22 protein-coding genes are annotated in these 20,840 nt (G+C 42.4%); 6 read left to right on the plus strand and 16 right to left on the minus strand.

Translation table 11 applies throughout. The annotated features are described in order from the left end of the window. Positions 1-39: 39 nt before the first annotated feature. Positions 40-885, plus strand: a complete 846-nt coding sequence (locus ACYVRS_RS07025) for a hypothetical protein (RefSeq protein ID WP_312542471.1) — start codon at positions 40-42, stop codon at positions 883-885. Between the two features lie 74 nt (positions 886-959). Here ACYVRS_RS07025 and ACYVRS_RS07030 read toward each other — a convergent pair whose 3' ends face one another. The 3 genes from ACYVRS_RS07030 to ACYVRS_RS07040 all read right to left on the minus strand — a co-directional run bounded on the left by ACYVRS_RS07030 (position 960) and on the right by ACYVRS_RS07040 (position 3,419). Next, positions 960-1,736, minus strand: a complete 777-nt coding sequence (locus ACYVRS_RS07030) for a sulfite exporter TauE/SafE family protein (RefSeq protein ID WP_313540195.1) — start codon at positions 1,734-1,736, stop codon at positions 960-962. A gap of 241 nt (positions 1,737-1,977) precedes the next feature. Then, positions 1,978-2,709 carry an ABC transporter permease gene (locus ACYVRS_RS07035; protein WP_312499174.1) on the minus strand — a complete coding sequence of 244 codons (732 nt, stop codon included), beginning with the start codon at positions 2,707-2,709 and terminating at the stop codon, positions 1,978-1,980. Continuing rightward, a complete protein-coding gene (locus tag ACYVRS_RS07040) occupies positions 2,706-3,419 on the minus strand; it encodes an ABC transporter ATP-binding protein (RefSeq protein ID WP_313540191.1) in 714 nt (237 codons plus the stop codon). Before ACYVRS_RS07040 ends, ACYVRS_RS07035 begins: the two co-directional genes overlap by 4 nt. 97 nt (positions 3,420-3,516) lie before the next feature. Between ACYVRS_RS07040 and ACYVRS_RS07045 the strand changes: the two genes are divergently transcribed. Both ACYVRS_RS07045 and ACYVRS_RS07050 read left to right on the plus strand, forming a co-directional pair. Then, entirely contained in the window at positions 3,517-4,254 is a 738-nt protein-coding gene (locus ACYVRS_RS07045; RefSeq protein WP_312499172.1) for a polysaccharide deacetylase family protein, read from the plus strand. 13 nt (positions 4,255-4,267) lie between these two features. Continuing rightward, a complete protein-coding gene (locus ACYVRS_RS07050; protein ID WP_313540185.1) occupies positions 4,268-5,242 on the plus strand; it encodes an ABC transporter substrate-binding protein in 975 nt (324 codons plus the stop codon). A 173-nt stretch (positions 5,243-5,415) separates the two neighbouring features. Here ACYVRS_RS07050 and ACYVRS_RS07055 read toward each other — a convergent pair whose 3' ends face one another. Both ACYVRS_RS07055 and ACYVRS_RS07060 read right to left on the minus strand, forming a co-directional pair. Next, positions 5,416-6,666: a PTS sugar transporter subunit IIC gene (locus tag ACYVRS_RS07055; RefSeq protein ID WP_313509501.1), complete on the minus strand. Its 1,251-nt coding sequence runs from the start codon at positions 6,664-6,666 to the stop codon at positions 5,416-5,418. Positions 6,667-6,757: 91 nt separating this feature from the next. Next, on the minus strand, positions 6,758-7,444 hold the full coding sequence (locus tag ACYVRS_RS07060; protein WP_313540182.1) for a YczE/YyaS/YitT family protein: 687 nt from the start codon (positions 7,442-7,444) through the stop codon (positions 6,758-6,760). An 88-nt stretch (positions 7,445-7,532) separates the two neighbouring features. On the opposite strand from ACYVRS_RS07060, the gene ACYVRS_RS07065 reads away from it, so the two are divergent. Continuing rightward, positions 7,533-8,204 carry a cyclic nucleotide-binding domain-containing protein gene (locus ACYVRS_RS07065; protein ID WP_313540179.1) on the plus strand — a complete coding sequence of 224 codons (672 nt, stop codon included), beginning with the start codon at positions 7,533-7,535 and terminating at the stop codon, positions 8,202-8,204. Positions 8,205-8,239: 35 nt separating this feature from the next. Here the strand turns inward: ACYVRS_RS07065 and ACYVRS_RS07070 are convergent, their stop codons facing one another. The 6 genes from ACYVRS_RS07070 to ACYVRS_RS07095 form a co-directional block, all read right to left on the minus strand. Then, positions 8,240-9,685, minus strand: coding sequence for a glycoside hydrolase family 32 protein (locus ACYVRS_RS07070; RefSeq protein WP_461197814.1), 1,446 nt, complete (start codon positions 9,683-9,685; stop codon positions 8,240-8,242). 27 nt (positions 9,686-9,712) lie between these two features. After that, entirely contained in the window at positions 9,713-11,089 is a 1,377-nt protein-coding gene (locus tag ACYVRS_RS07075; RefSeq protein ID WP_313509507.1) for a PTS transporter subunit EIIC, read from the minus strand. Positions 11,090-11,271: 182 nt separating this feature from the next. Beyond that, positions 11,272-12,306, minus strand: coding sequence for a LacI family DNA-binding transcriptional regulator (locus ACYVRS_RS07080; RefSeq protein WP_461203133.1), 1,035 nt, complete (start codon positions 12,304-12,306; stop codon positions 11,272-11,274). Positions 12,307-12,367: 61 nt separating this feature from the next. After that, positions 12,368-13,678, minus strand: a complete 1,311-nt coding sequence (locus ACYVRS_RS07085; RefSeq protein ID WP_461203039.1) for an NCS2 family permease — start codon at positions 13,676-13,678, stop codon at positions 12,368-12,370. A gap of 156 nt (positions 13,679-13,834) precedes the next feature. Continuing rightward, on the minus strand, positions 13,835-14,434 hold the full coding sequence (locus tag ACYVRS_RS07090; RefSeq protein WP_461197816.1) for an NUDIX hydrolase N-terminal domain-containing protein: 600 nt from the start codon (positions 14,432-14,434) through the stop codon (positions 13,835-13,837). A 291-nt stretch (positions 14,435-14,725) separates the two neighbouring features. Continuing rightward, complete coding sequence (locus ACYVRS_RS07095; RefSeq protein WP_313540028.1) at positions 14,726-15,766, minus strand: FUSC family protein; 1,041 nt, start codon at positions 15,764-15,766, stop codon at positions 14,726-14,728. Positions 15,767-15,952: 186 nt separating this feature from the next. On the opposite strand from ACYVRS_RS07095, the gene ACYVRS_RS07100 reads away from it, so the two are divergent. Both ACYVRS_RS07100 and ACYVRS_RS07105 read left to right on the plus strand, forming a co-directional pair. Continuing rightward, entirely contained in the window at positions 15,953-16,438 is a 486-nt protein-coding gene (locus tag ACYVRS_RS07100) for a DUF3290 domain-containing protein (protein WP_313540025.1), read from the plus strand. A 4-nt stretch (positions 16,439-16,442) separates the two neighbouring features. Next, the gene (locus tag ACYVRS_RS07105; RefSeq protein WP_313540055.1) at positions 16,443-17,081 is read left to right on the plus strand and encodes a DUF421 domain-containing protein; all 639 of its coding nucleotides are present in this window, start codon (positions 16,443-16,445) and stop codon (positions 17,079-17,081) included. 87 nt (positions 17,082-17,168) lie between these two features. Here the strand turns inward: ACYVRS_RS07105 and ACYVRS_RS07110 are convergent, their stop codons facing one another. The 5 genes from ACYVRS_RS07110 to map form a co-directional block, all read right to left on the minus strand. Beyond that, positions 17,169-17,891, minus strand: coding sequence for a deoxynucleoside kinase (locus tag ACYVRS_RS07110; RefSeq protein WP_313540052.1), 723 nt, complete (start codon positions 17,889-17,891; stop codon positions 17,169-17,171). A gap of 159 nt (positions 17,892-18,050) precedes the next feature. Next, complete coding sequence (locus ACYVRS_RS07115; RefSeq protein ID WP_461203040.1) at positions 18,051-18,515, minus strand: GNAT family N-acetyltransferase; 465 nt, start codon at positions 18,513-18,515, stop codon at positions 18,051-18,053. 52 nt (positions 18,516-18,567) lie between these two features. Continuing rightward, positions 18,568-18,972 (minus strand): helix-turn-helix domain-containing protein, encoded by a 405-nt coding sequence (locus ACYVRS_RS07120; RefSeq protein ID WP_461197818.1) that lies wholly within the window; start codon positions 18,970-18,972, stop codon positions 18,568-18,570. 104 nt (positions 18,973-19,076) lie between these two features. After that, complete coding sequence (gene msrA, locus ACYVRS_RS07125) at positions 19,077-19,907, minus strand: peptide-methionine (S)-S-oxide reductase MsrA (protein WP_461203041.1); 831 nt, start codon at positions 19,905-19,907, stop codon at positions 19,077-19,079. 141 nt (positions 19,908-20,048) lie between these two features. Beyond that, complete coding sequence (map, locus tag ACYVRS_RS07130) at positions 20,049-20,810, minus strand: type I methionyl aminopeptidase (RefSeq protein ID WP_461197820.1); 762 nt, start codon at positions 20,808-20,810, stop codon at positions 20,049-20,051. Positions 20,811-20,840: the final 30 nt, after the last annotated feature.

Below are 20,840 nucleotides of genomic sequence, written 5' to 3' on the forward strand. Positions count from 1 at the left end.
AACTCCTCAGGGAAAAATGAATGCCATTGGAGGTGCGAAATGGAAAAAAAGAAGTCTTTAGGAAAACGTCGTTCTACAATGATAAGACGCATCGTATTGATTTCACTAGTTCTCCTGCTCCTTGTGATCATCGGCGCTTTGATTGTTTTGAATGATTTAACGATTGCAGAAAACTGGTTTGGGCTGTCTGAGTATGATGTAGTCACAACCAGACATCAATGGTTGCGAACCATCCCTTACTTCCTCATTGTTGCTATCGTGATCTGGATGATCGGCAATTTGATTCTCGGCATCAAAAAAAGAAGAAAATCAGTCGTCTATTGGGTGGGAACAATGGTTTTGGTTCCATTGATCGTTGTTTTTGTCGGTATAATAAGTACTTGGCTGCCAGCAGATCGTCAACTGTTTCGCGCAGCTGACAGTACCGAATCCATCATGGCCGCCCTCCCTGCCCAGTCGGCATTCAAAGACCAAGAAATCCAGCTTATCAGTTTTAGTTTTCATATTCGCAATGTTCCGCTGAAAAGCGGTGTGTATGCTGTGACACGGGTCATCAATCCTGTGACCAATCTTCAGGATGAATATTGGTACTACCCTACCAACATCCTGACTAAGTGGAAAAAAGCCAGCAACACCATTGAACTGTCACAAGATGAGACCATCGACTATACGGCCATTGATTGGGCCGTCATACCAAAAATCATTAAAGATGCGGAAAAACGCGCGGCAGAATTGGATCATTATGTGCCTGGCGTTAGTATCGTGATACTCAATGGCAGTCAAGGAGAATGGCATTGGACAGTTGGCTTGAATGGGATTAGAGATCGGACTGAAATCAATTATGTCTATTCTTTGGCAGGAGATTATTTGTCAGAATGGGAATAAACAAAGAGGCACACTTTCTATAACCATTGTTCAAGTGGTTACAAAAAGTGTGCCTGTTTACTATGCGTATTCCTCTATAGCAATTGAAAGCCATTGTAGATATTAACCAGCAAAACAAGAAGAATAACAAACTGAAAAATGACTGTGACGCGCTCGGTCGATAGCATGCGACTTGCTTTTGCACCTAGAAAACCGCCAATAACGGCTGCTGGAATGATAAACCAAAGCATCGATAAATCGTATCGCAGAAAACCTGTGCCTAAAGCCATTGAAGTAATTTTCGCCATCTGAGAAAAGAATATCGTACAGATTGAATAAACAGTCGCTTCTTTGATAGGTAGGCCGAAAAGCAGCATCAATAAAGAGACATTGATAGGACCACCACCGATACCCAATAAACTGGCTAAAAAACCAAGGATCAATCCACACAGAAGATACCACAGGACATGTTTCAAATGAAAACCCTGCCAGTGATTCTTTGTATAGAAGAAAGCGAAGAGCAATGTAAGTATCGTGAGCACGATTTGAATCAACTGAACAACATCGTCATTCTTTAAATCGTTCAATAAAACATCAAATGCAGCATTCCCTAAAACACCACCGATCACCGCACCAATCGATACCCAGGAAACGATCTGCCAATCAAATTTTTGACCGCTTCTCAATTGCTTAGTCGTAGAAACGATCGACATGGTCAATACTGCGGTTGCTGAGTAAAAAGAAATAGCGGCAACCGAATGCGCACCGATAAAGTCAAAGATTGGTTTGATCAGCACACCGCCACCCATTCCCGAAACTGCCCCTAAAGTATTGGCCAGTACAATGACTATAAAATATAAGAAGCCTATCATGTGTCATCCTCCAATCCATCATAAAAAAGTCAACGACTTTTCATTCCTCATTAGATTATAACAAGGTTTGGTAAAAGGAGAAATAGGTTCGCACCGCAATCAAAATCCAGACATTCAATCCAACAACCGACTCTGGCCCTCAATCTTCTGGATTTCTGTCATATCTTGCGTGACCTCTAAACAGCCGAGATACCTTTCACTTAAAGTGCTGAAAATCACGAAGAAAAACACTTTGTTTATGTTATCCTCGTCCTCGCACCACTTTCTTCTCCAGCCAATCGATCATAGCAAATAAGCCATACCCCATCAGCGCAATGATCAGCACCCCAACCATCATTTGCCGATAATCCATTTTTGCCCAGGCACTTAAAATAAGATACCCAACACCATAAGAAGTATTATAATTTTCAGCGAAAAACAATGAAGCCAATGCAATGCCAATACTGACTCTAAGACTGCCAAATAAGGCAGGCAGCAAAGCTGGCCAAATCACATAATACAGGCGATGACGAAATGTCGTTGTATAGTTCCTCAGTACTTCCTCATACATTGTCGGAATTTCTTTCACCGCATCACGAATCGACACGATCACTTGAATCACGATGACCGAAAATATCAGTAACACTTTTGATTGGTTGCCTAAGCCGAAAAAGAGCATAAAAATCGGCAGAAAAGCGACTTTAGGAATCGGATATAGAAAATAGATCAATGGACTGAAAAATTGCCCGCCATGCCGAGACTTTCCTAAGAAAATCCCCAGCGGAACCCCGACGATCAGTGCCAGCAGCAATGCAGCAAAGACACGCATGAAACTGGCGCCGGCATGCAGCAATACCACATGCCTCAATGTCCACAAACGTTCGAGTGTTTCTAAAGGATCCGGCAGTGAGCGATTGTTCGTTAGAAGACTCAAGCACCACCAGCACACAACAAAATGAATCAATCCCCCAATAAAACCTCGCCAAGATTTCATTGGGCACCTCCTCTTAGCTTGCGCTTCAATGTAAGAACGAACTGATCAAATGCTACAGTATCACGTCGATTTTCTGAAAACGCAATTGGATTGTCTATAAAGGATATGCCCTCACTGGTCATCAATAAAATCGTTTTGCCTAAATAGGCTGCTTCTTCTGCATCATGGGTCACCACGATCAGCCCATTTTGATTGTGTTGATGTGCTTCGTAGATCAATGCTTGTGCCTGCTCTTTGGTTTCTTGGTCCAGAGAAGAAGTTGGTTCATCCAACAACAGAAAATCTGGCTGGGTGATCAACCCTCGAGCCATCGCAACCCGTTGCTTTTGCCCGCCACTCAATTGTGCGGGATAGTGATTTTTAAGATTCGTCAACGAAAGGTCTGCTAAACAGTCTTTCACTTGTTGTTGGCGCAGGGTTTTCGTGATTCTTTGGATTTTTAAGGGCATCTCAACTGCTTGATAGACCGTTTGCCATGGAAACAGCCGATCGTCCTGATAGACCAACTCAATGACGGCATCCTGACTAATCGTGACCGAGCCTTCTTGCGGCTGCTGATTGCCTTTGATCAGTGTGAGCAGTGTGCTTTTGCCAATGCCGGACTTCCCCAATATCACATAAGAGCGCCCTTGCTCAAATACGAGCGATACCTGATTAAAGATGCGTGTATTCTGATAACCAAAGCTGACAGAATCAAATATTACTGCCATCATGAAGCCTTCTTTCCATTAAAAATATTTGTGTTATTTTTCACATTTCATGCTATACTATTTGTTGTTTGAATTACCTAAGAAAGGAAGAATTTATATGTTTCGGACCCTTGTATTTCACGAAATACGTCCTGAAGAAGAACTGCTTGATCAGCCACGACCGATTGCGGTTGCTGATGGCTATCAAGATGCTATGCCTTTGCCATTATTCAACAGTACATCTCATTTTAAACAACAATTGGCCTTTTTGAAAGCAGAAAATTATCATACATTGACGTTGTCTGAGGTGAAAGCCTATCTGTCTGCGCAACAGCCAATCCCTGAAAAGTCAGTGTTGCTGACCTTCGATGATTGTTACCAGTCAATGAAGGAATATGCATATCCTTTATTAAAAGAAGCTGGCTTTCACGCCAGTGTTTTTGTGGTCACAGGCTGGCTTTACGACCAGCCGCATGCCTATACGCCCGCTGTCTCTCGTGTCTTGAGTCAATCTGAACTATTGGCGATGACCGATGTCTTCGAATATGCCAATCATACCGATCATTTTCATGCCCGTAATGGCCTGAAAAGCCGTTCGATGTGGGAAACTACAGCTGATTTCGCAGCTGACCTTGCCGCATGCAATCAATGGGTACCGATAAAAGATGTCTTTGCTTACCCATTTGGTTTTTATGACCAAAGAACGATCGACACGTTGACTGAAGAAGGATTCACGTTAGCCTTCACGACTAAACCTGGACGCAACACGAGAAATACCCCGCCGCTGGAACTGCAGCGTGATGTGATCCCTTTTAATATGCCGCTTCAGGCATTTAAAGAACTATTTCATAACTGAGGATGTGTAAAAAATGAAAAAAATACTTCAAGCTAGTTTATTGGTATGCATTACAATAGGTTTGGCTGCTTGCGGGAATGACACTGCAACCACAACATCAGAAACAGCGTCCACGCATAGCGACGCACAGGTGACCGACGAAACATTGACGATCGGTGTCTTGCCTGCTGAATCTGCGATTCCCATCATTTTGGCGCAAGAAGAAGGCTACTTTGCTGACAGAGGATTAACTGTTGCCATCAAATCTTTCACTTCACCGAATGATCGTAATGTAGCGATCCAAGCAGGAGAATTACAAGGGACGATCAGTGACGTCATGACCGAAGCAACCTTCAAGCAAAACGGCATCGATATGATGACCACCTCTGATATCCTGGAAGATTTCAAAATTTTGGCATCGCCACATTCAGGCATCACTGATATCAGCGGATTAGCCGACAAAAAAGTCACATTGGTCCCGAATTTCATTCTGGAATATATCATGGATCAGTTTGCTGATACACATGATTTCAGCTACGATATCGTGGATATTTCCTCATTTTCTGCCCGTTCGGAAGCCTTGCTGAGTGACCAAGTAGACGGGGCTGTCTATACAGAACCGCAAGCCAGTATGCTGGCTGCGCAAGGGGCGGTCATTCTCGGCAGCTCGAAAGAAGCAGGGATCAAAGGTGGCACACTCCAATTCATGACGGACGTCATTGACAACCGGCCACAAGATATCACTGCATTCTATGAAGCCTACAACCAAGGGATCGACTATATGAATACCCATAGTGCCAAAGACTATGCGGATATTCTTGCTGATTACCAGTTTCCAGATGCGATGAGTGCGTATCTAGATAGCCAAACAGAAGACTATCCTTATGCGCAAGCCGTGCCTAAAGACCAATTTGAAGCTATTATTGGTTGGACCAAAGACAACGGCCAAATCGATCAAATATATACTTATGACGAATTGGTCAACAATGATTTTCTGACAAATAAATAAAAAAGCCGTTGCTGCCAACGACTTTAAAGTGTAAGACAAAGGACGATCCTACGTGCTTTGTCATATTTTGGATGCGCAATGATTGGTCTCAGCAAGACTTCTTGCTTGCCCTTATGACAACCAAGTCATCATTGATGCCCTAGAAATCGAGCGCTTCAATCACTCTCTATTTTCTATTCAGCTGCAGATTGTGTATTTTCGGTGCTTTCTTCTTGCAGCAGACGTTCACTGATTTTGAAGAAAGGATAATAGATCGCCACACTGATTCCTAAAGACACTACACTCCAGATCACGGCTGGCAAATTACCGCCAGTAGCTAAATACGTATTGATGATCGGCGGAGTCGTCCAAGGTGGATTGAACATGATTCGCCCAATGATATTGGTGACAGACAGCAAATACGTGCCTGTACATAATACCAAAGGAGTCAAAATGAATGGGATCATCATGATTGGATTCATCACAATTGGAAATCCAAAGATTATAGGTTCATTGATACAGAAAATCGCTGAGGGTAATGCCATTTTTCCTAGAGAGCGGTACGCTTTTTTCTTAGAAAATAGCATATTGATGATTAAACCCATCGTAGAACCCGTTCCACCATAACACAAAAACATAATATAAAAACCGCCGGCGAAGATATTTGGTAAAGGTTCTCCTGCAGTATAGGCTTCTGTATTTGCGGCTAATAATGCCAAGAAAATGGGGTCACCGATGCTGCCCATCACATTGCTGCCATGAATCCCTAGACACCATAACAATAAAATCAAAAATGTATACAGCAGCATACCAGGCAATGTATTCAAGCCCACAGCCAATGGCGAAAACAGCAATTGTACAAAATGATTGACATTGAAAGCCAATAAAATACGAATCACCCACGCCCCAGTAATGATCACAGCCCCTGGAATCAATGTCGCAAAACTTTTCGCCACCGCTGGCGGCACCCCTGCTGGCATCCGAATCACCAAGCGATGTTTGAGGAAAAAGCGATGAATCAAGACCGTCAAAATAGCGGTCACGATACCAGTGAATAATCCAGTAGCGCCCAGTGAATCCACATCGATCCCCCAGTCATCTCCCGCCTGCAATAGCAAGAAAGCACATACGGCCAAGACGATTGAACCAATCGTATCAATTTCGTAAGATAACGCTAAATAATATGCAATCCCAATACAGGCGACCAAGCCCAAAATACCAAAAGTAAAATTGCTGACGGCGCCTAATTGAAGACCAAAATCACCGATAAAGTCATTCCAACCACTGAATGGCAAATTGGCTAAGATCAAAAACAAACTGCCAATGATCGTCAATGGCATGGTCACAGCAACCCCATTTCGTACCGCCACCAAAAAACGATTTTCACTGATTGCCAATAACTTAGGTGCAAACTTCTCTTGAAATACGTGCAGTATTTGATTCATCCTGTAAAACCTCCCAACAAATTTTTTTATGAAAAACCCCTTTCTTATAGAGTAGCGTAAAATCGGCATTCTGGCATTTCTAAAGCCTTCCTTACGAACGATTTTTCTTCTCAGCTCTTTGTGTGTCAATGTTCTGATTCCCCACACCGACAAGAATCAAGTTGTGTTCCTTCGACCATGCAATTGCAGCCGATACCAAAAAGAAACTAATGATCGTGCCTTCGCGAATCACAAGCGGTAGTTGAAAGACTATCGCCAAACTAAAAGCAGCAACAATACAGACAAAATCAATGCTATACCGAATCTGCTTAAACGACCAACGGCATTGCCCTGCCATCAGCTGACAAAAATGTTCAATGGGAAATTTCAATAAATGCAGCCGCAGAACCTGTCCAGTCCCTATCCCCGATAACGTCGTTCCCAAGACGAAAAACAATAAACGCAAACTGTAATTGGTCAATTGAATGGATCCAAATACCGTATAAACGAAACCATTGATCAAATAGCCAAAAAGCAGCAACGAACTCCCCATCACAAGATATTCTTGCCTTTTCTCTCTGGCAGCTCTTTGATTGCCTTCCATCGTCCAACATAGATACAAAAACAATAAATTCATGATCGTGGTGACCGTACCTGCTTTGACCATGAATGCAGAACCAAGTGTGACATTGAATGCATTGAAACTGCTGACGCCAATATTGGCCTTGATCGTCATACTAATACCTAATGCGCTTAGGCTATAGAACAAGAGTGAAGCGAGGACCTTATTCGGTTTCATTTGTCATTCCTACTTTCTTTTTCTGACCTCATTATGTGCTATACTGAATGCACATCGATAGGAGAAATAGCCTATACAGGAGAAAAAAATGAATAAAACTGCGTATCATAATCAACTAAACAGCCAACTCTTTGATTATTTGCCCCTCACGTCAGACGTGTTAGCTCAAAGTGTCTACATCACCTTCAATAACAATGAAATGATCCAGCAAGAAGCCGTACCGATGACCTATTTTTATCTCTTGCTTACAGGTAAAGCAAAAATCATTAAAGATCAGGCCAACGGCAAACGCGCACTGCTTCACTTTTTACACCCTGGTGATTCCATTGGAGACCTCACCCTCGTTGGTGCAGAAACAGAACCAAAGACTGTGATCGCTTTAGGAAAAACCAGCTGCATTGGCATCCCTATACAACTGGCCAAACAAGAATTGATGCAAAACCCATTGTTTGTCCAAGCATTGGCCAAAGAGATTGGTGAAAAACTGCTGCTGCGCATGGACTACTATATGTTGCAACAAACCTATCCATTGGATCTGCGCCTCGCTTTGCTCCTATTAGAAACAGCGGTTGACGATCACTATCAAGAAAAAATGACCGAGACAGCCGAGTTCTTAGGTGTCAGCTACCGTCACCTGACCTTCACCCTCAAACGCTTTAAAGAACAAGGATTGGTCGAAAAACAAGCCTACGGTTACCACATCAATGCAAAAGCGCTACAAGACTACGTAAACCAAAAACACAAAGGATCATCAGCATAAATACCTGATGATCCTCTGTTTATATCGTCTATTTTCTATTCATTGATGAGGGGCCAATAGTCGATCAACGCCTGATTGACACCAGTCATTGAAACAGTTGGTTTTCGATTGGTTGGATAAACCCTCGAGGTGATACAGGCTGCACCGTGGTTCAAAAAAATTTCAATGGATGATGTATCCACATATATATGCAGATGTTTCAAATGATCAATCTTTAGCCTGCGGTGTTTGCGTCCATATCCCGACGACCCATGGGTCATGGTCAACGTAGTGCCATCATACTGCAACAAGGTATCTTCCAACAAAGCAATCTGCCATTTCGATTCACTCTTATCAAGAGTGATCGCCATTTCATAGGCAGTCGTTGCAGTCTGATAAGTGATTTCACCAACGGATGACTGTATGTGCCTTTGTTGATGAACACCCCGCAATCGTTGCAGCTCGGTGATGGGTTGCTGCACAAGTTTCTGATCACGGATCTTTAATTCTCTCGGTAATGTTGCGGCATGTTGCCAACCACGGGCAACCGTTGGATTGCTATATTCTGGCATGGTATCTCCAAGCCCCATCCAGCCCCATAAAATACGACGTTCTTGTTCATCCGAGAAGGTCTGAGGTGCATAAAAGTCAAACCCATGATCCAACTCGCGAAAAGGCGTGGTATGCTTAAATCTCAATGTTTCCCAATCCACTGTCCCCAATATATAGCCTGAATGGTATCTATTTTGAAAAGCGTCTCTTTGATTGAGGATCCCTTGCGGCGAAAACAACAATACATCTTGTCCATCGATCTGAAAATAATCGGGACACTCCCACATATACCCAAAGTCATCATCTACCCCAAAAAATATACCGCGATAACGCCATTCAGACAGATTTTCCGATTCATAGATCAAAATCTTGCCTTGATTATCTACTGTTCTTGCACCCAAGATCATATAATACATATCCCCTCGCTTAAACACTTTGGGATCGCGGATATGATCAGTAAATCCTGCCGGATAAGCATCATGGGGAATCACAACTTCTTGCTTGATCACAGTAAATCCATCATCACTCACCACATGGACTGTATTTTGTTCTCTTCCACTGTAGGTATAGTCGTGATCGCCGGGATGCTTGACATTTCCAGTATAGAAAAAATGAATCTGATTTCCCTCAACAAATGCTGAACCAGAGTATACGCCGTCGCGATCATAATCATGATTTGGCGAAAGAAACAATGGTTCCTCTTGAAACGAAACAAAATCTGTTGATGTCTTATGCCCCCAATGCGGCGCTAGTCCGCCAGCAGCTTCTTGCGGCACATATTGATGATAAAAATGGACAGTCCCGTTAAATTGACACAATCCATTGGGATCATTCATCCAGCCAGTTTCAGGCATGAGATGGTACACTAATCGCCAAGGATCTTGCGCAATTTTTTGTTTTAAATAGGCTTGTTTCTGGTGCAGCACTTCCCAGTACTCTTTTTCCAACATAGTGAACCTCCTTGTGACATGATCTGTTTATTGATTGATTTCTTTGATAATTCGTCCCCGTTGGACTTGCACACAGACAAAACCAACCACAAAGGCCACAATAATTACTGCGACATATTTCAGCATTGCTGTTAGGTCACCTGTATATAAAAGCAAACCTGGAATAAATGTGATCCCCATCCCAGTTGCTGCTAGTTGAAAGACATAGGTCATAAAACCGCCAACTGCACCACCAATCACGCCAGAAACAAAAATACGCATTGATCGTAAATTGACACCAAAAAGCAAAGGTTCAGTAATCCCAAACAGCGTAGGAATTGCTGCACTGATCGCATTCGACCGTTTGACTTGATCTCGATACAAAAAAGCGGCTGCAATCGCTGCACCAAATTGACCAGCCATACTTGCCGTGCCCAACACCTGCAAAACATTCTCACCCGTCGTATTTAACAAGCCCAATTCAACAATACTCAATGAATGATGCAAGCCAGTAATCACAATTAGCTGCTGCAACCCGCCATATAGCATATAGCCTATGCCAAAAGGCGCTTGCACCACATAAACAATGCTATTGATAACTGCTTTTTCGGCAACTTGCAAGATAGGACCTAAAGCAAAAAGCACCAATGTCAACGTCACCACAATCGTTAAAAAAGGTGTGACGATCAAATCCATCATTTGCGGTACAAACTTTCGGAACCAATGCTCTAACTTAGATACCAGCCACCCAACGATAATAGCAGGAAAAATTGATCCTTGATAACCAGAAATAGACAAACCGAACAGATGTAATGGACTGGCATCCCCACTGGCTACCGACCACGCATTAGGCAACTGCGGCGACACCATCATCAGTCCAACCACGATCCCGATAATTGGATTGCCGCCGAATTTTTTCGTTGCACTATAGGCAATCAACACTGGCAAAAAAGCAAACGCCGTATCCGTCAACATTTCAAACATCGCATACCAATCTGCGCTGATAGGCACACCCAGTTCAACCAATAAACCGCGAATCCCCATCAGCAATCCTGTTGTGACCAATGCAGGAATCAAAGGTACTAACACATCCGATAATGTACGAACGACCTTTTGCACAGGGGACAAATTGGTGTACGCATCTTCTTTAAATGCTTGCTGACTGCCCGTTTCAGTTTGATCCATTTCTTTTGCAAATGCTTCATAGACTTGATTGACCTTGCCGGTCCCAAAAATAAACTGATGTTGTCCTGTATGAAAGAAATACCCTTTGCTTCCTGTGACACGCTCTGCTTTTGCTTTATCTACCAATTGATCATCTTTCAAGATCAAACGTAAACGTGTCGCACAATGCTCATAGTTTTTAACATTTGACGTTCCTCCCACTGCGTCGATGACGTCATTGATCGTCTGCTGTTCATTCATTTTTACCACTCCTCATTTTTCATCATCTCTTTATGGAACCGGTTCTATATTTGTAGATTATCAGAAATCGTTTACAAAAGCAAGGGTAAATAAAAATAACGTTGAATCCTTGACTATGCCCTAAATCCACAGTCAATGGTTCAACGTTATTCTCATCTTGTATGGTAAATCTGAAACATTGATCATTCACCCAGTCTAGCCGTTGACTGTTTGATCACTAAATGATTGGGTAATTCAATAATCTCCGGTACTGTTTTCCCTTGAATGATTTGTTGGAGTGCATGGACTGCATCGACGCCCAGCTGCGTATAAGGAAAGGCTGCAGTGGTGATTGTTGGGTAAACATAATCTGTTGAATCATACCCGCCAAACCCATTCAAAGAAAAATCCTCCGGCACCTTTTGTCCTAGCTCATGGGCTGCTTTTAAGACAGCGATAGCGATATTGTCTGTGGCGCAGGCCACATAAGTAGCTTGCCGACTGGGAAGAAATACCAGTGCTTTTTGATAGGTTTCTCGACGTGAAAAAGAAGTCTCAAAATAAGATACAGTCGTTCCAGCGACTTTTTCAACCGTATCAACAAACCCTTGCTTTCTCAAACTACCCACGGCTTCATCTTTTTCGCTGACGCCTACAAACAAAAAGTCCCGATGACCATTTGTTAGCGCATAGTTGGCCATTTCCTCTCCGGCTTGATAATCTTGATGAACGATCGCATGAACGCCTGCTAATCGTTGACCGATCAAAATCACTGGCATCGGAATCGTCGGCAAGACCTCTTTCAACTGTGGCGTCATTTCTCGCGCAAAGATGATCATTCCGGCTACTTTTTGTTTGACCAATGTCTGGATATTCTCTAACTCTCTTGCCTCACTTTGGTCAGAATTGGTAATCAATAGTTGATAGCCATTTTGCCGGGCAGTTCGATCGATGCCCTTCAACACATCATTGGCAGATGGGGAATTCAGGCGAGGAATGATGACCCCTAATAGTTTTGAGTCTTGTGCCTTGAGGGAACGTGCTAAAGTATTCGGCCGATAGCCAGTTTCAGCGATGATTTGATCAATTTTTTTGCGCTTTTCTTCACTGATATAGCCATTATTCAAATAGCGGGAAACGGTACTCTTTGCCACGCCTGCTTTTTCTGCAATATCTTTAATGGTCGTCATAAGCTGCCACCTTTTTTTCTTTTTATTATACCAATTTTGAGGAGAAATAGCGCTTATAAAAAAAGACTGACCAAAAACAAGTCGTTTTGGTCAGTCCCTTATTTAACGATCACACATTCAAAATCCACATAAAACCAATAAAGACAAAGAATAAGATATACATGATCGGTGACACTTCTTTGCCTCTTTTGGCAGCGATCATCGTGATTGGGTAGAAGATAAAGCCTAAAGCAATTCCGTCTGAAATACTATACGTCAATGGCATACCCAGCAAAATCAAGAAAGAAGGAATCGCGATCTCCATTTCGTGCCATTTGATTTCCTTCAAGGATTGTGCCATCAAGACACCTACTACGATCAAAGCCGGTGCTGTCACTTGTGATGTCACCACGGATAACAGCGGCGAAAAGAACAAGCCAAACAAGAAAAAGATACCTGTCGTTACCGCGGTTAGTCCTGAACGTCCGCCTACAGCGATCCCAGCGGATGATTCAACATAGGCCCCTACAGGTGATGTCCCTAAAAGTGATCCAGCCAACATAGCCGTTGAGTCTGAAGCCAAAGCTTTGCCCACTCGCGGCATTTTGTTGTCCTTCATAAACCCTGCTTGATTGGCTAGACCAACCAATGTACCGGCTGTATCAAAGAAAGTCACCAACAAGAATGTCAGGACAACGACCCACATTTGCAGAGAATTGATGTCTCCCACATGGTGCAAGGCCACTAAAAAAGTAGAAGACATACTCGGTGCGGCAGAAACAATACTCGTTGGTGCTTGGATTAAACCGGTCATTAAACCGAGAATCGTTGTCGCAGCCATCCCAATGAAAATACCGCCAGGTACGCGTTGCACCATCAAAATAGCTGTCACAACGAGACCAAAGATCGTGAGCCAAGTTGTGCCAACACTTAAAGACCCTAAAGCGACCAATGTCGAGTCATCTGATACAATGATCCCACCTTCACTCAATCCCAAAAAGGCAATAAACAGACCAATCCCACCGGAGATCGCATATTTTAAATCAGATGGAATCGCATCGATGATCAACTCCCGCAATTTAAAAATAGTGATCACAATAAAAATCAGTGAAGCCACAAAAACACCCGCCAAAGCCGTTTGCCAAGGAACGCCCATCCCAATACAAACTGAGTAAGAAAAGAATGCATTGATCCCAAGGGCAGGTGCAGTGGCGATTGGATATTTAGCCAAGACCCCCATCAAGATACAGCCTAGTGCACTGGCTAAGGCCGTAGCTGTAAAGACCGCACCTTCATCCATTCCAGAAGCGCCTAACACCGTTGGATTCACGAACAAAATATAGGCCATAGAGATAAATGTGGTAAAGCCAGCCAAAATCTCCCGTTTGACTGTCGTTTGCAAAGCATCCAGCCCAAAAAAGGCATTGATTTGATTTTTCATTTTAGTACTCCTCCGTCAATCAAGCAGCTGTGAAATACTACACTTGATCTAAATAATGAAAACAACGAAATCAATGATAAACCAAGTTTCACAGCAAGTAAATAACATTCGAATGAAAATACGAATTAAAACGCTTTTTTTGACAAACTCGCAGACTTATTCTACATATAGCTGATTGTCTTGTACCAACTGAACCAGTTGTTCTTTTGTGGTTCGCTTCATGGACAATGTTGGTAAATCCTCCAGTTCAAAATAATGACTCTGAACCGTTTCACTATTTGCGACAAACGCACCCGAAACCACCTCACACGCAAACACCAACTTATAATACTGGAACAATTGAGGAATATCTTCTCGCAAATTGGTATCGAAAATAGCCCGTAGTGGTCCAACCGCCACGTGCAATCCTGTTTCTTCCAGCACTTCTTTTCGGATATTTTCTTTGGGTGTCAAACCAACCTCTGCATATCCTCCAGGCAATGACCATTCCTTGGTAGCACGGTCTTGGACCAGCAAAACCTTATCCTCTTGCCGGATCAAGGCCCGTACATCGACTTTGGGTGTTGGGTAACCATCTTGCTTATCAAGATATAGTTTTAAGACTGAATTTTCTTGGTCTACAGTCTCGCTCAACAAGGTCAGCGCAATGTCTTTTAACTCTTGGAACCGTTCAATGTCATAAACATCTTTCCCATAAAATAAACCGGCTTCTGCGATCGACAGCATCCTTTGATACTGCCTTAATTGGTCAATCATTTGTATCCCTCTCTCCCTTCTCTTAGTTCATGATACCTAAATCGATTCGTTTTGAACACGATAAGGGATTCGATCTGTCTTTTCTTCAACAAAAAAACTATTGAAGCTATCTCAAAATCAATGCTGCCAATCGGCTGATTGATAGTATCAAAAACCTTCGTGCGCGTCGCATGTCGTCCATACTGCTTTTTGAGATTTGATAATCTGCTATCTTTTTGTTCAAAAAAGGAGTGGATTTCTCCACTCCATAAAAGAATAACTTTTGAGGTCCTACACAAATGGCAGACTTTTTTATTCTTCTTGACTTTGCTTCGCATGGATCATACTTTGTTCCATTTGTTTCAACGACCAATCCATCACAAAAATCAATACCATCGCCAATAGGCTACCAATCAAAGCGCCTGAAAAGCGCAATGGAATCAATTGCAGTGGTGTGAAACTGCTGCCTATCGTCATCAGCAATAAGACTTGAGGATTGGTAAAAAAATTCGCAACAGTATAATTGAGGGGCATATACCATTCAGTAAGTATATTTAAAAGAATCAAGACCAATGCCAATAATGGCAATGAGAGATGTAAGGACATCAACAAAAAACCTAATAGTAAGCCAACGATCCCGCCCAGCACACGACCAATTGTCCGACTTTTGATTTTATCCATATGTTCACCTGCTAAAACTGCTGCGGCTGAAATAAGAATCCAATACCCGTTGCTCTCACGAAGCAAAAAAGCCACATACGTAGCAACAAATAAAATAATCGAAAAATGCAACGCTTTTAAGACCATTTCTGGTTGGCGATATAGTGCTAAATCATATTTTTCCTTAAATGACAGTTTTTGAAACGCTGTTGGTTTACTATGTAACGGTAAATGCTCGATCAATGATATCAGCAGTCCAGAAACAACTGAGCCAGCCAATCCATAAAGCAAATACAAACTGTGGTGGAAAATATCACCCACGGCAGCTGCATGGAAATTGAATCCTGTCGCATAAAGCATCAAGATAAAGAAATAATCTGGCTTTGGAATCCGATAGATTTTTGACAACAAGAATGCGGAATAAGACAAGCAGCCAATCATAAAAGGCGCACTCCACGGAACCAACGCCGTCAATGCCCCCAAAATAAACGCGCCGATCAGCGCCGCCCCATGGATCAAAATCGCTTTGACATTGTAGGTAATCGAAATATGTTGGAAGGCCAAATAAGAAAATGCCCCCATCGCGCCAACAGAACTAATACTGCTATCATTCATCACGATGCCCAAAATCAACGGTACCCCCATCGCAAAGCCTGAACCTAAGGGCCGTAATATCGTCCGTTTGTCTTTCATCTCCCCACTCCTTTCGCAATAAACACATGTTAATTCTATGTACAAACGACAGACGATCCTTATCCAGTATACGGAGCAGAAAATTATTTTGCAAATTTATTTTCTGAAAATAAAGATTGCATCCAAAAAAATCTATGCCTATGGCCTTCATCATCGCATTCTCAACAAATTTGCTGTACAATCAGCTTGACACACCCAATTGATTATTTTATCGGAGGAACCCCAATTACTTTCTATGGTTTGCATTACATGCAAGAACAATCTGCGCTGAACGATTACGTCAAATACTTCTTTATTTTTGCTTCTTTATTCGTTTTGCTCATTGTCTTCAGCTTGTACATGCGGCATCGAATGAAAACCAAATACCGTGATCTCAGTATTATCGCACTCCTCTTTTTGCTGTTCGTATCCGGTGTCCAGTATGCCGATTACACGCAAAGCGAAAACCGGCTGTCACAGTCTTCACAATTGGTCAACTTTGTTCAGCGTTTAGCCGCCGATCAACAAGTCGAGGAAGACGCAGTCTACGTCAACGCGCTGCAACTGGCAGACGGGGTATTGGTCGCATTCAATGACCACTATTATCGGGTCTCACTCAATGCCGACTTCAGTGCCTATACATTGGAAGAAGCTTACTTGACAACTACAGATATCACAAAGATAGAGGAGTGACATGATGCAATTATATACACCGATCATCATCAAATTTGCGTTAGGGATCATCTGTTTGATTCTTCAAATCAACCTAATGGGCAAAGGCAATCTGGCCCCGTCTTCCTCAAGCGATCAAGTTCAAAATTATGTCCTAGGCGGTATTATTGGTGGTGTCATCTACAATGATTCGATCACCGTTTTGCAGTTCATCCTTGTTCTGATCATTTGGACCTTACTGATTTTCATATTGAAATTTGCCAAAGAACACAATCACTTCGTCAAACGCTTAGTAGATGGACGCCCCATTTCATTAGTTGAAAATGGCAAGGTCAACCTCAAAGAATGTTTAAAAAATGGTTTGTCAGCCAATGAACTCATGTTCAAACTACGGTCTGCCGGCATTTACGAGGTCGAAAAAGTCAAACGGGCTGTTCTCGAGCAAAATGGACAGTTGACGATCATAGAGTTTGGTGATGAGAATATCCGCTACCCTATTATTGTAGACGGCTTGCCTAATTTTGACGTGCTTGAATTGATTGATCAAGATATCGATTGGTTAGAAAAGCAAGTCCAAGCGCAAGGTTTTGAGCGGATCTCTGCAATCTATTTAGGGGAGTATTTATCCGGTTCATTGAAACTATATAGTTATGAATCTACCTGATCGCTTTTGATCGACAAAAGACACGCAGACCTCAAACTGGTCTGCGTGTCTCTTCTCATATGATTCATACGATTTAAGCTTTATTCTTCAATTATTTACGATTGTTTCCTCAGAAAAATCGCCTTTTGCCAATGCATGATCTGTGCAATAGCGGCCTGCTTGCTTTTCGGTTCGGAGTGCGGCCAATTTTTCTTGGATCATCTCTAAAATGATGGATAGATTCTCTTCATTGTCCACAAAATCCAATTGATCCCCATCAATTTGCATTTTAGGACAAACATCAAATGCTTCATACCAAGCATCATAACGTTGATTGAGTTCTTTATAATACGCATATAGTGTTGGGTCATTCGCCACTTGTTCATACGCGCGGCCTCGTTTGTTGATCCGCGCAATCATAGTATCTAAAGAAACCTTGATATGCACCATCAAATCTGGATGTTTTTCAGGAGAAGATTCTTCTAATTCTTTCAGCATGGTATTCAATAAGTTATCATACTGCTCCACTTCCAGCGGGGCGATACGTCCTAGATCGGCATTCAGATGGAACATCAAACTATCCTCATAAATTGAACGATCGATCACGTTGTCATCATTGGATAACGCTTCTCGCATCCCCAAAAAACTTTTGTTCAAGAAGAAAATCTGCAACAAAAAAGCATACCGTTCCGGATTCGAGTAAAATAACGGCAATACATCATTGTCTTCCACATTTTCATAAAAGGGTTTTGACGCCATTTTCTTTGATAAGAAATCGGTCAAACTACTTTTCCCTGCACCTATCGTACCTGCAATCAATAACACACGCATCCATCCTTTGTCCATATTCGCTTCTATCTGATGATTTGGTTCTATTCTGCTAAACCTCACATGCTATTTTACACGTTATATGAAAAAAGTAAACACTACATATAGTAAGTAAAAAGAAGATTATGAGTAATCATTCACTATATCTTGTATAAAAATGACCTACAAATGTTTTTCAAAGACAAAAGCGGTTGCTTCAGGTCCATACCTTTTTTCTCCAATTTGTTTAAATCCTAACTTTATATAAAAATGATGGTTTCTTAGTGAAAAAGCTGGCGTTTCCAGTTGCCAAATACCAGTTTTATTTCTCTCAAATGTTTCCCAAATGCGGGTACCTAGTCCTTTTCCTATAAAAACTGGATCTAAACAAAAGTAATGGATGATAGATGGATCACCATCTTCATAAACCAATATACCGCAGCGTTCTTTCCCATAGGATATTACCAACTTTTTCAATGCATGATTGCTCATAATTTTTTTGCATAATGTACCGTCATCATATCCCGGCGGCCCTAGCCTTGTTCCTTTTCCAAAAGCCATTTCACTGTCTGAATCAAAAGATTTTTTTAATACATTCGCCAAAAATAGCGCATCAGATTGTGTACAGGCGCTGAAAGTCATACACATGATTTCCCCACTCCTATATCTACGATTGACTTATAAAGTAACATCTATTTGATTATTCATCCAGCGATTGTTTGATTTTATCCAAATCATTTTGCTCGACAAAGAAAACAACCTCTCCAGTTTCCATATCCACATTTGCCTTTACCTCAACGCCCCGCGGGAAAAACTTCGTGGCATCTGTTTCGATTTTCAAGCGCATCGTCCCATCTTTGATACCGGCACCATAGGTCATTGTTCGAAAAGTTTTTTTCATTTTTTTCCTATCTCCTTTCACTAAATCATCGATCGTGCATCCGTAGATCGTACTCAACTTCATAATATTGACAATATCTGGAAATGTTTTACCCGTTTCCCAATTAGAGATAGAGGTTCTGGTCACCATCATCTTTTGGGCAATCGTTTCTTGCGGCCAATGATTGGCTTGCCGATACTCCTTCAATGTCTCTCCAAGCGTCATACGTACTTATTCCTCCTTTGTCTTCACCATAGCGCAAAGGTTTGCGCCTGTCTGTTCAATCTCGTTGATATTGCCCCATTGTCAATGGGTTTTGACAAGTCAAATCAGTTTTTCTTATACGAAAAAACCGATTTGAACCTTGCTTTCCATCGCTTAAACTGTTGCAACTGTTGACGGGTACGTTTGATTTGTCGATAGCGCTTTGGTTGTTTCAAATAAAATTGTTGATGCCGATTTTCCGCAGACCAAAATGTTGTCGCCGGAAGAATTTCTGTCACGATTGGTTGCGCATACTTGATTTTATGTTGCAGTGCATCCATCGATGCGATCGCTTCATCCATTTGATTTTTTGTCGACGCAAAAATAATCGGACGATAATGATTGCCGCGATCTTGAAACTGTCCGAAAGCATCCGTTGGATCAGTCACGCCCCAATAAATTGCCAACAATTCACGATAAGAGATGATCGCAGGATCAAAAATAATCTCCACAGCCTCCACGTGTCCCGTACTGCCAGTCAATACTTGATCATACGTCGGATGCGCCACCCTTCCGCCGGTATAACCAGATAACACGGAAATGATCCCTGGATGATTTTCAAAAGGTTCCACCATACACCAAAAACAGCCACCAGCAAAAATGGCCGTTTCCCCATCAATTAAGCGGCTATTGCGTTGCGCCTCTTGTGTTGCATGTGGCCTAGTTGCTGATTTGCGATCCGTGAGTGCTTGATAAAAATCCATCACATCAGGCGTAAGATTGTCCCGCAAGGCCAATGGTCGCAAGGTAGCCTCAAGCTGAGCCAATCCCTGTTGTACCTGATCGGCTTCCAGGGCATTTTTGGCTTGGATCAACTGCTTGCGTTCCCATTCACGTGTCCCTGTAGCCAAAATCAAATTATATAAAGCGGCCAAAACAGCTTGATTCGTTTCCACATTTGACACCTCCGCCTTTTGTCCAACACGTTTCTTTCTAGAAAAACTTTATCATATAATCGTTTATTCGCCTATTGAAGCGCCTAAAAAAAGACAGCGGGCTGCTGTCTTTTCTTGATCGTTATAACGAAATATTTCAGATCATTCTGATTCTGGCTTTTGTTGTGTCATGATCACTGGCCCCGCTTCTGTAATGGCAATTGAATGCTCATATTGGGCACAGAAACCATCATCGATGGTTCTTGCAGTCCAACCATTCTCGTCCATTTGCATCCGCCAAGTGCCGGTCGTGATCATGGGTTCGATCGTGATCGTCATCCCTGGTTTCAAGCGCAGTCCTTTGCCTGGCAATCCAAAGTGTGGAAAGAAGGGTTCTTCATGAATCGTTGGTCCAATGCCATGGGCAATAAAATCCCGGACGACCCCAAACCCTTGTGCTTCTGCATAGCTTTGAATCGCATGACCGATATCTCCCACCCGGTTCCCCACTTGTGCCTGTTCGATCCCTAAGCGTAAGGCTTCTTTGGTGACAGCCATCAATTTTTGATGTTCTGGTAAAATGTCGCCGACAGCATAGGTCCAGCAACTATCCGAAATGGCCCCATGGTAATCGACACAAAAATCAACTTTCACGATATCCCCCGATGTCACCACATAGTCTGAAGGAAAGCCATGGCAGATCTCTTCGTTGACGCTAACACATGTCGCATATTCGTATCCTTCAAAACCAATTTGCGCTGCCGTTGCACCCGCAGCTTCAATTTCTTTGTGCACAAAATCATTGATTTGATTGGTGGTGATACCGGCTGTGATAAATGTCCGTAATTTCTCATGGATACTTGCCAAAATACGGCCAGATGTGTTCATTTGTTCGATTTCTCTTTGTGATTTTAAGGTAATCATACGCTACCCCGCTTTCTGCATATTTTGCGT

It is taken from the genome of Enterococcus salsurae (assembly GCF_054784955.1).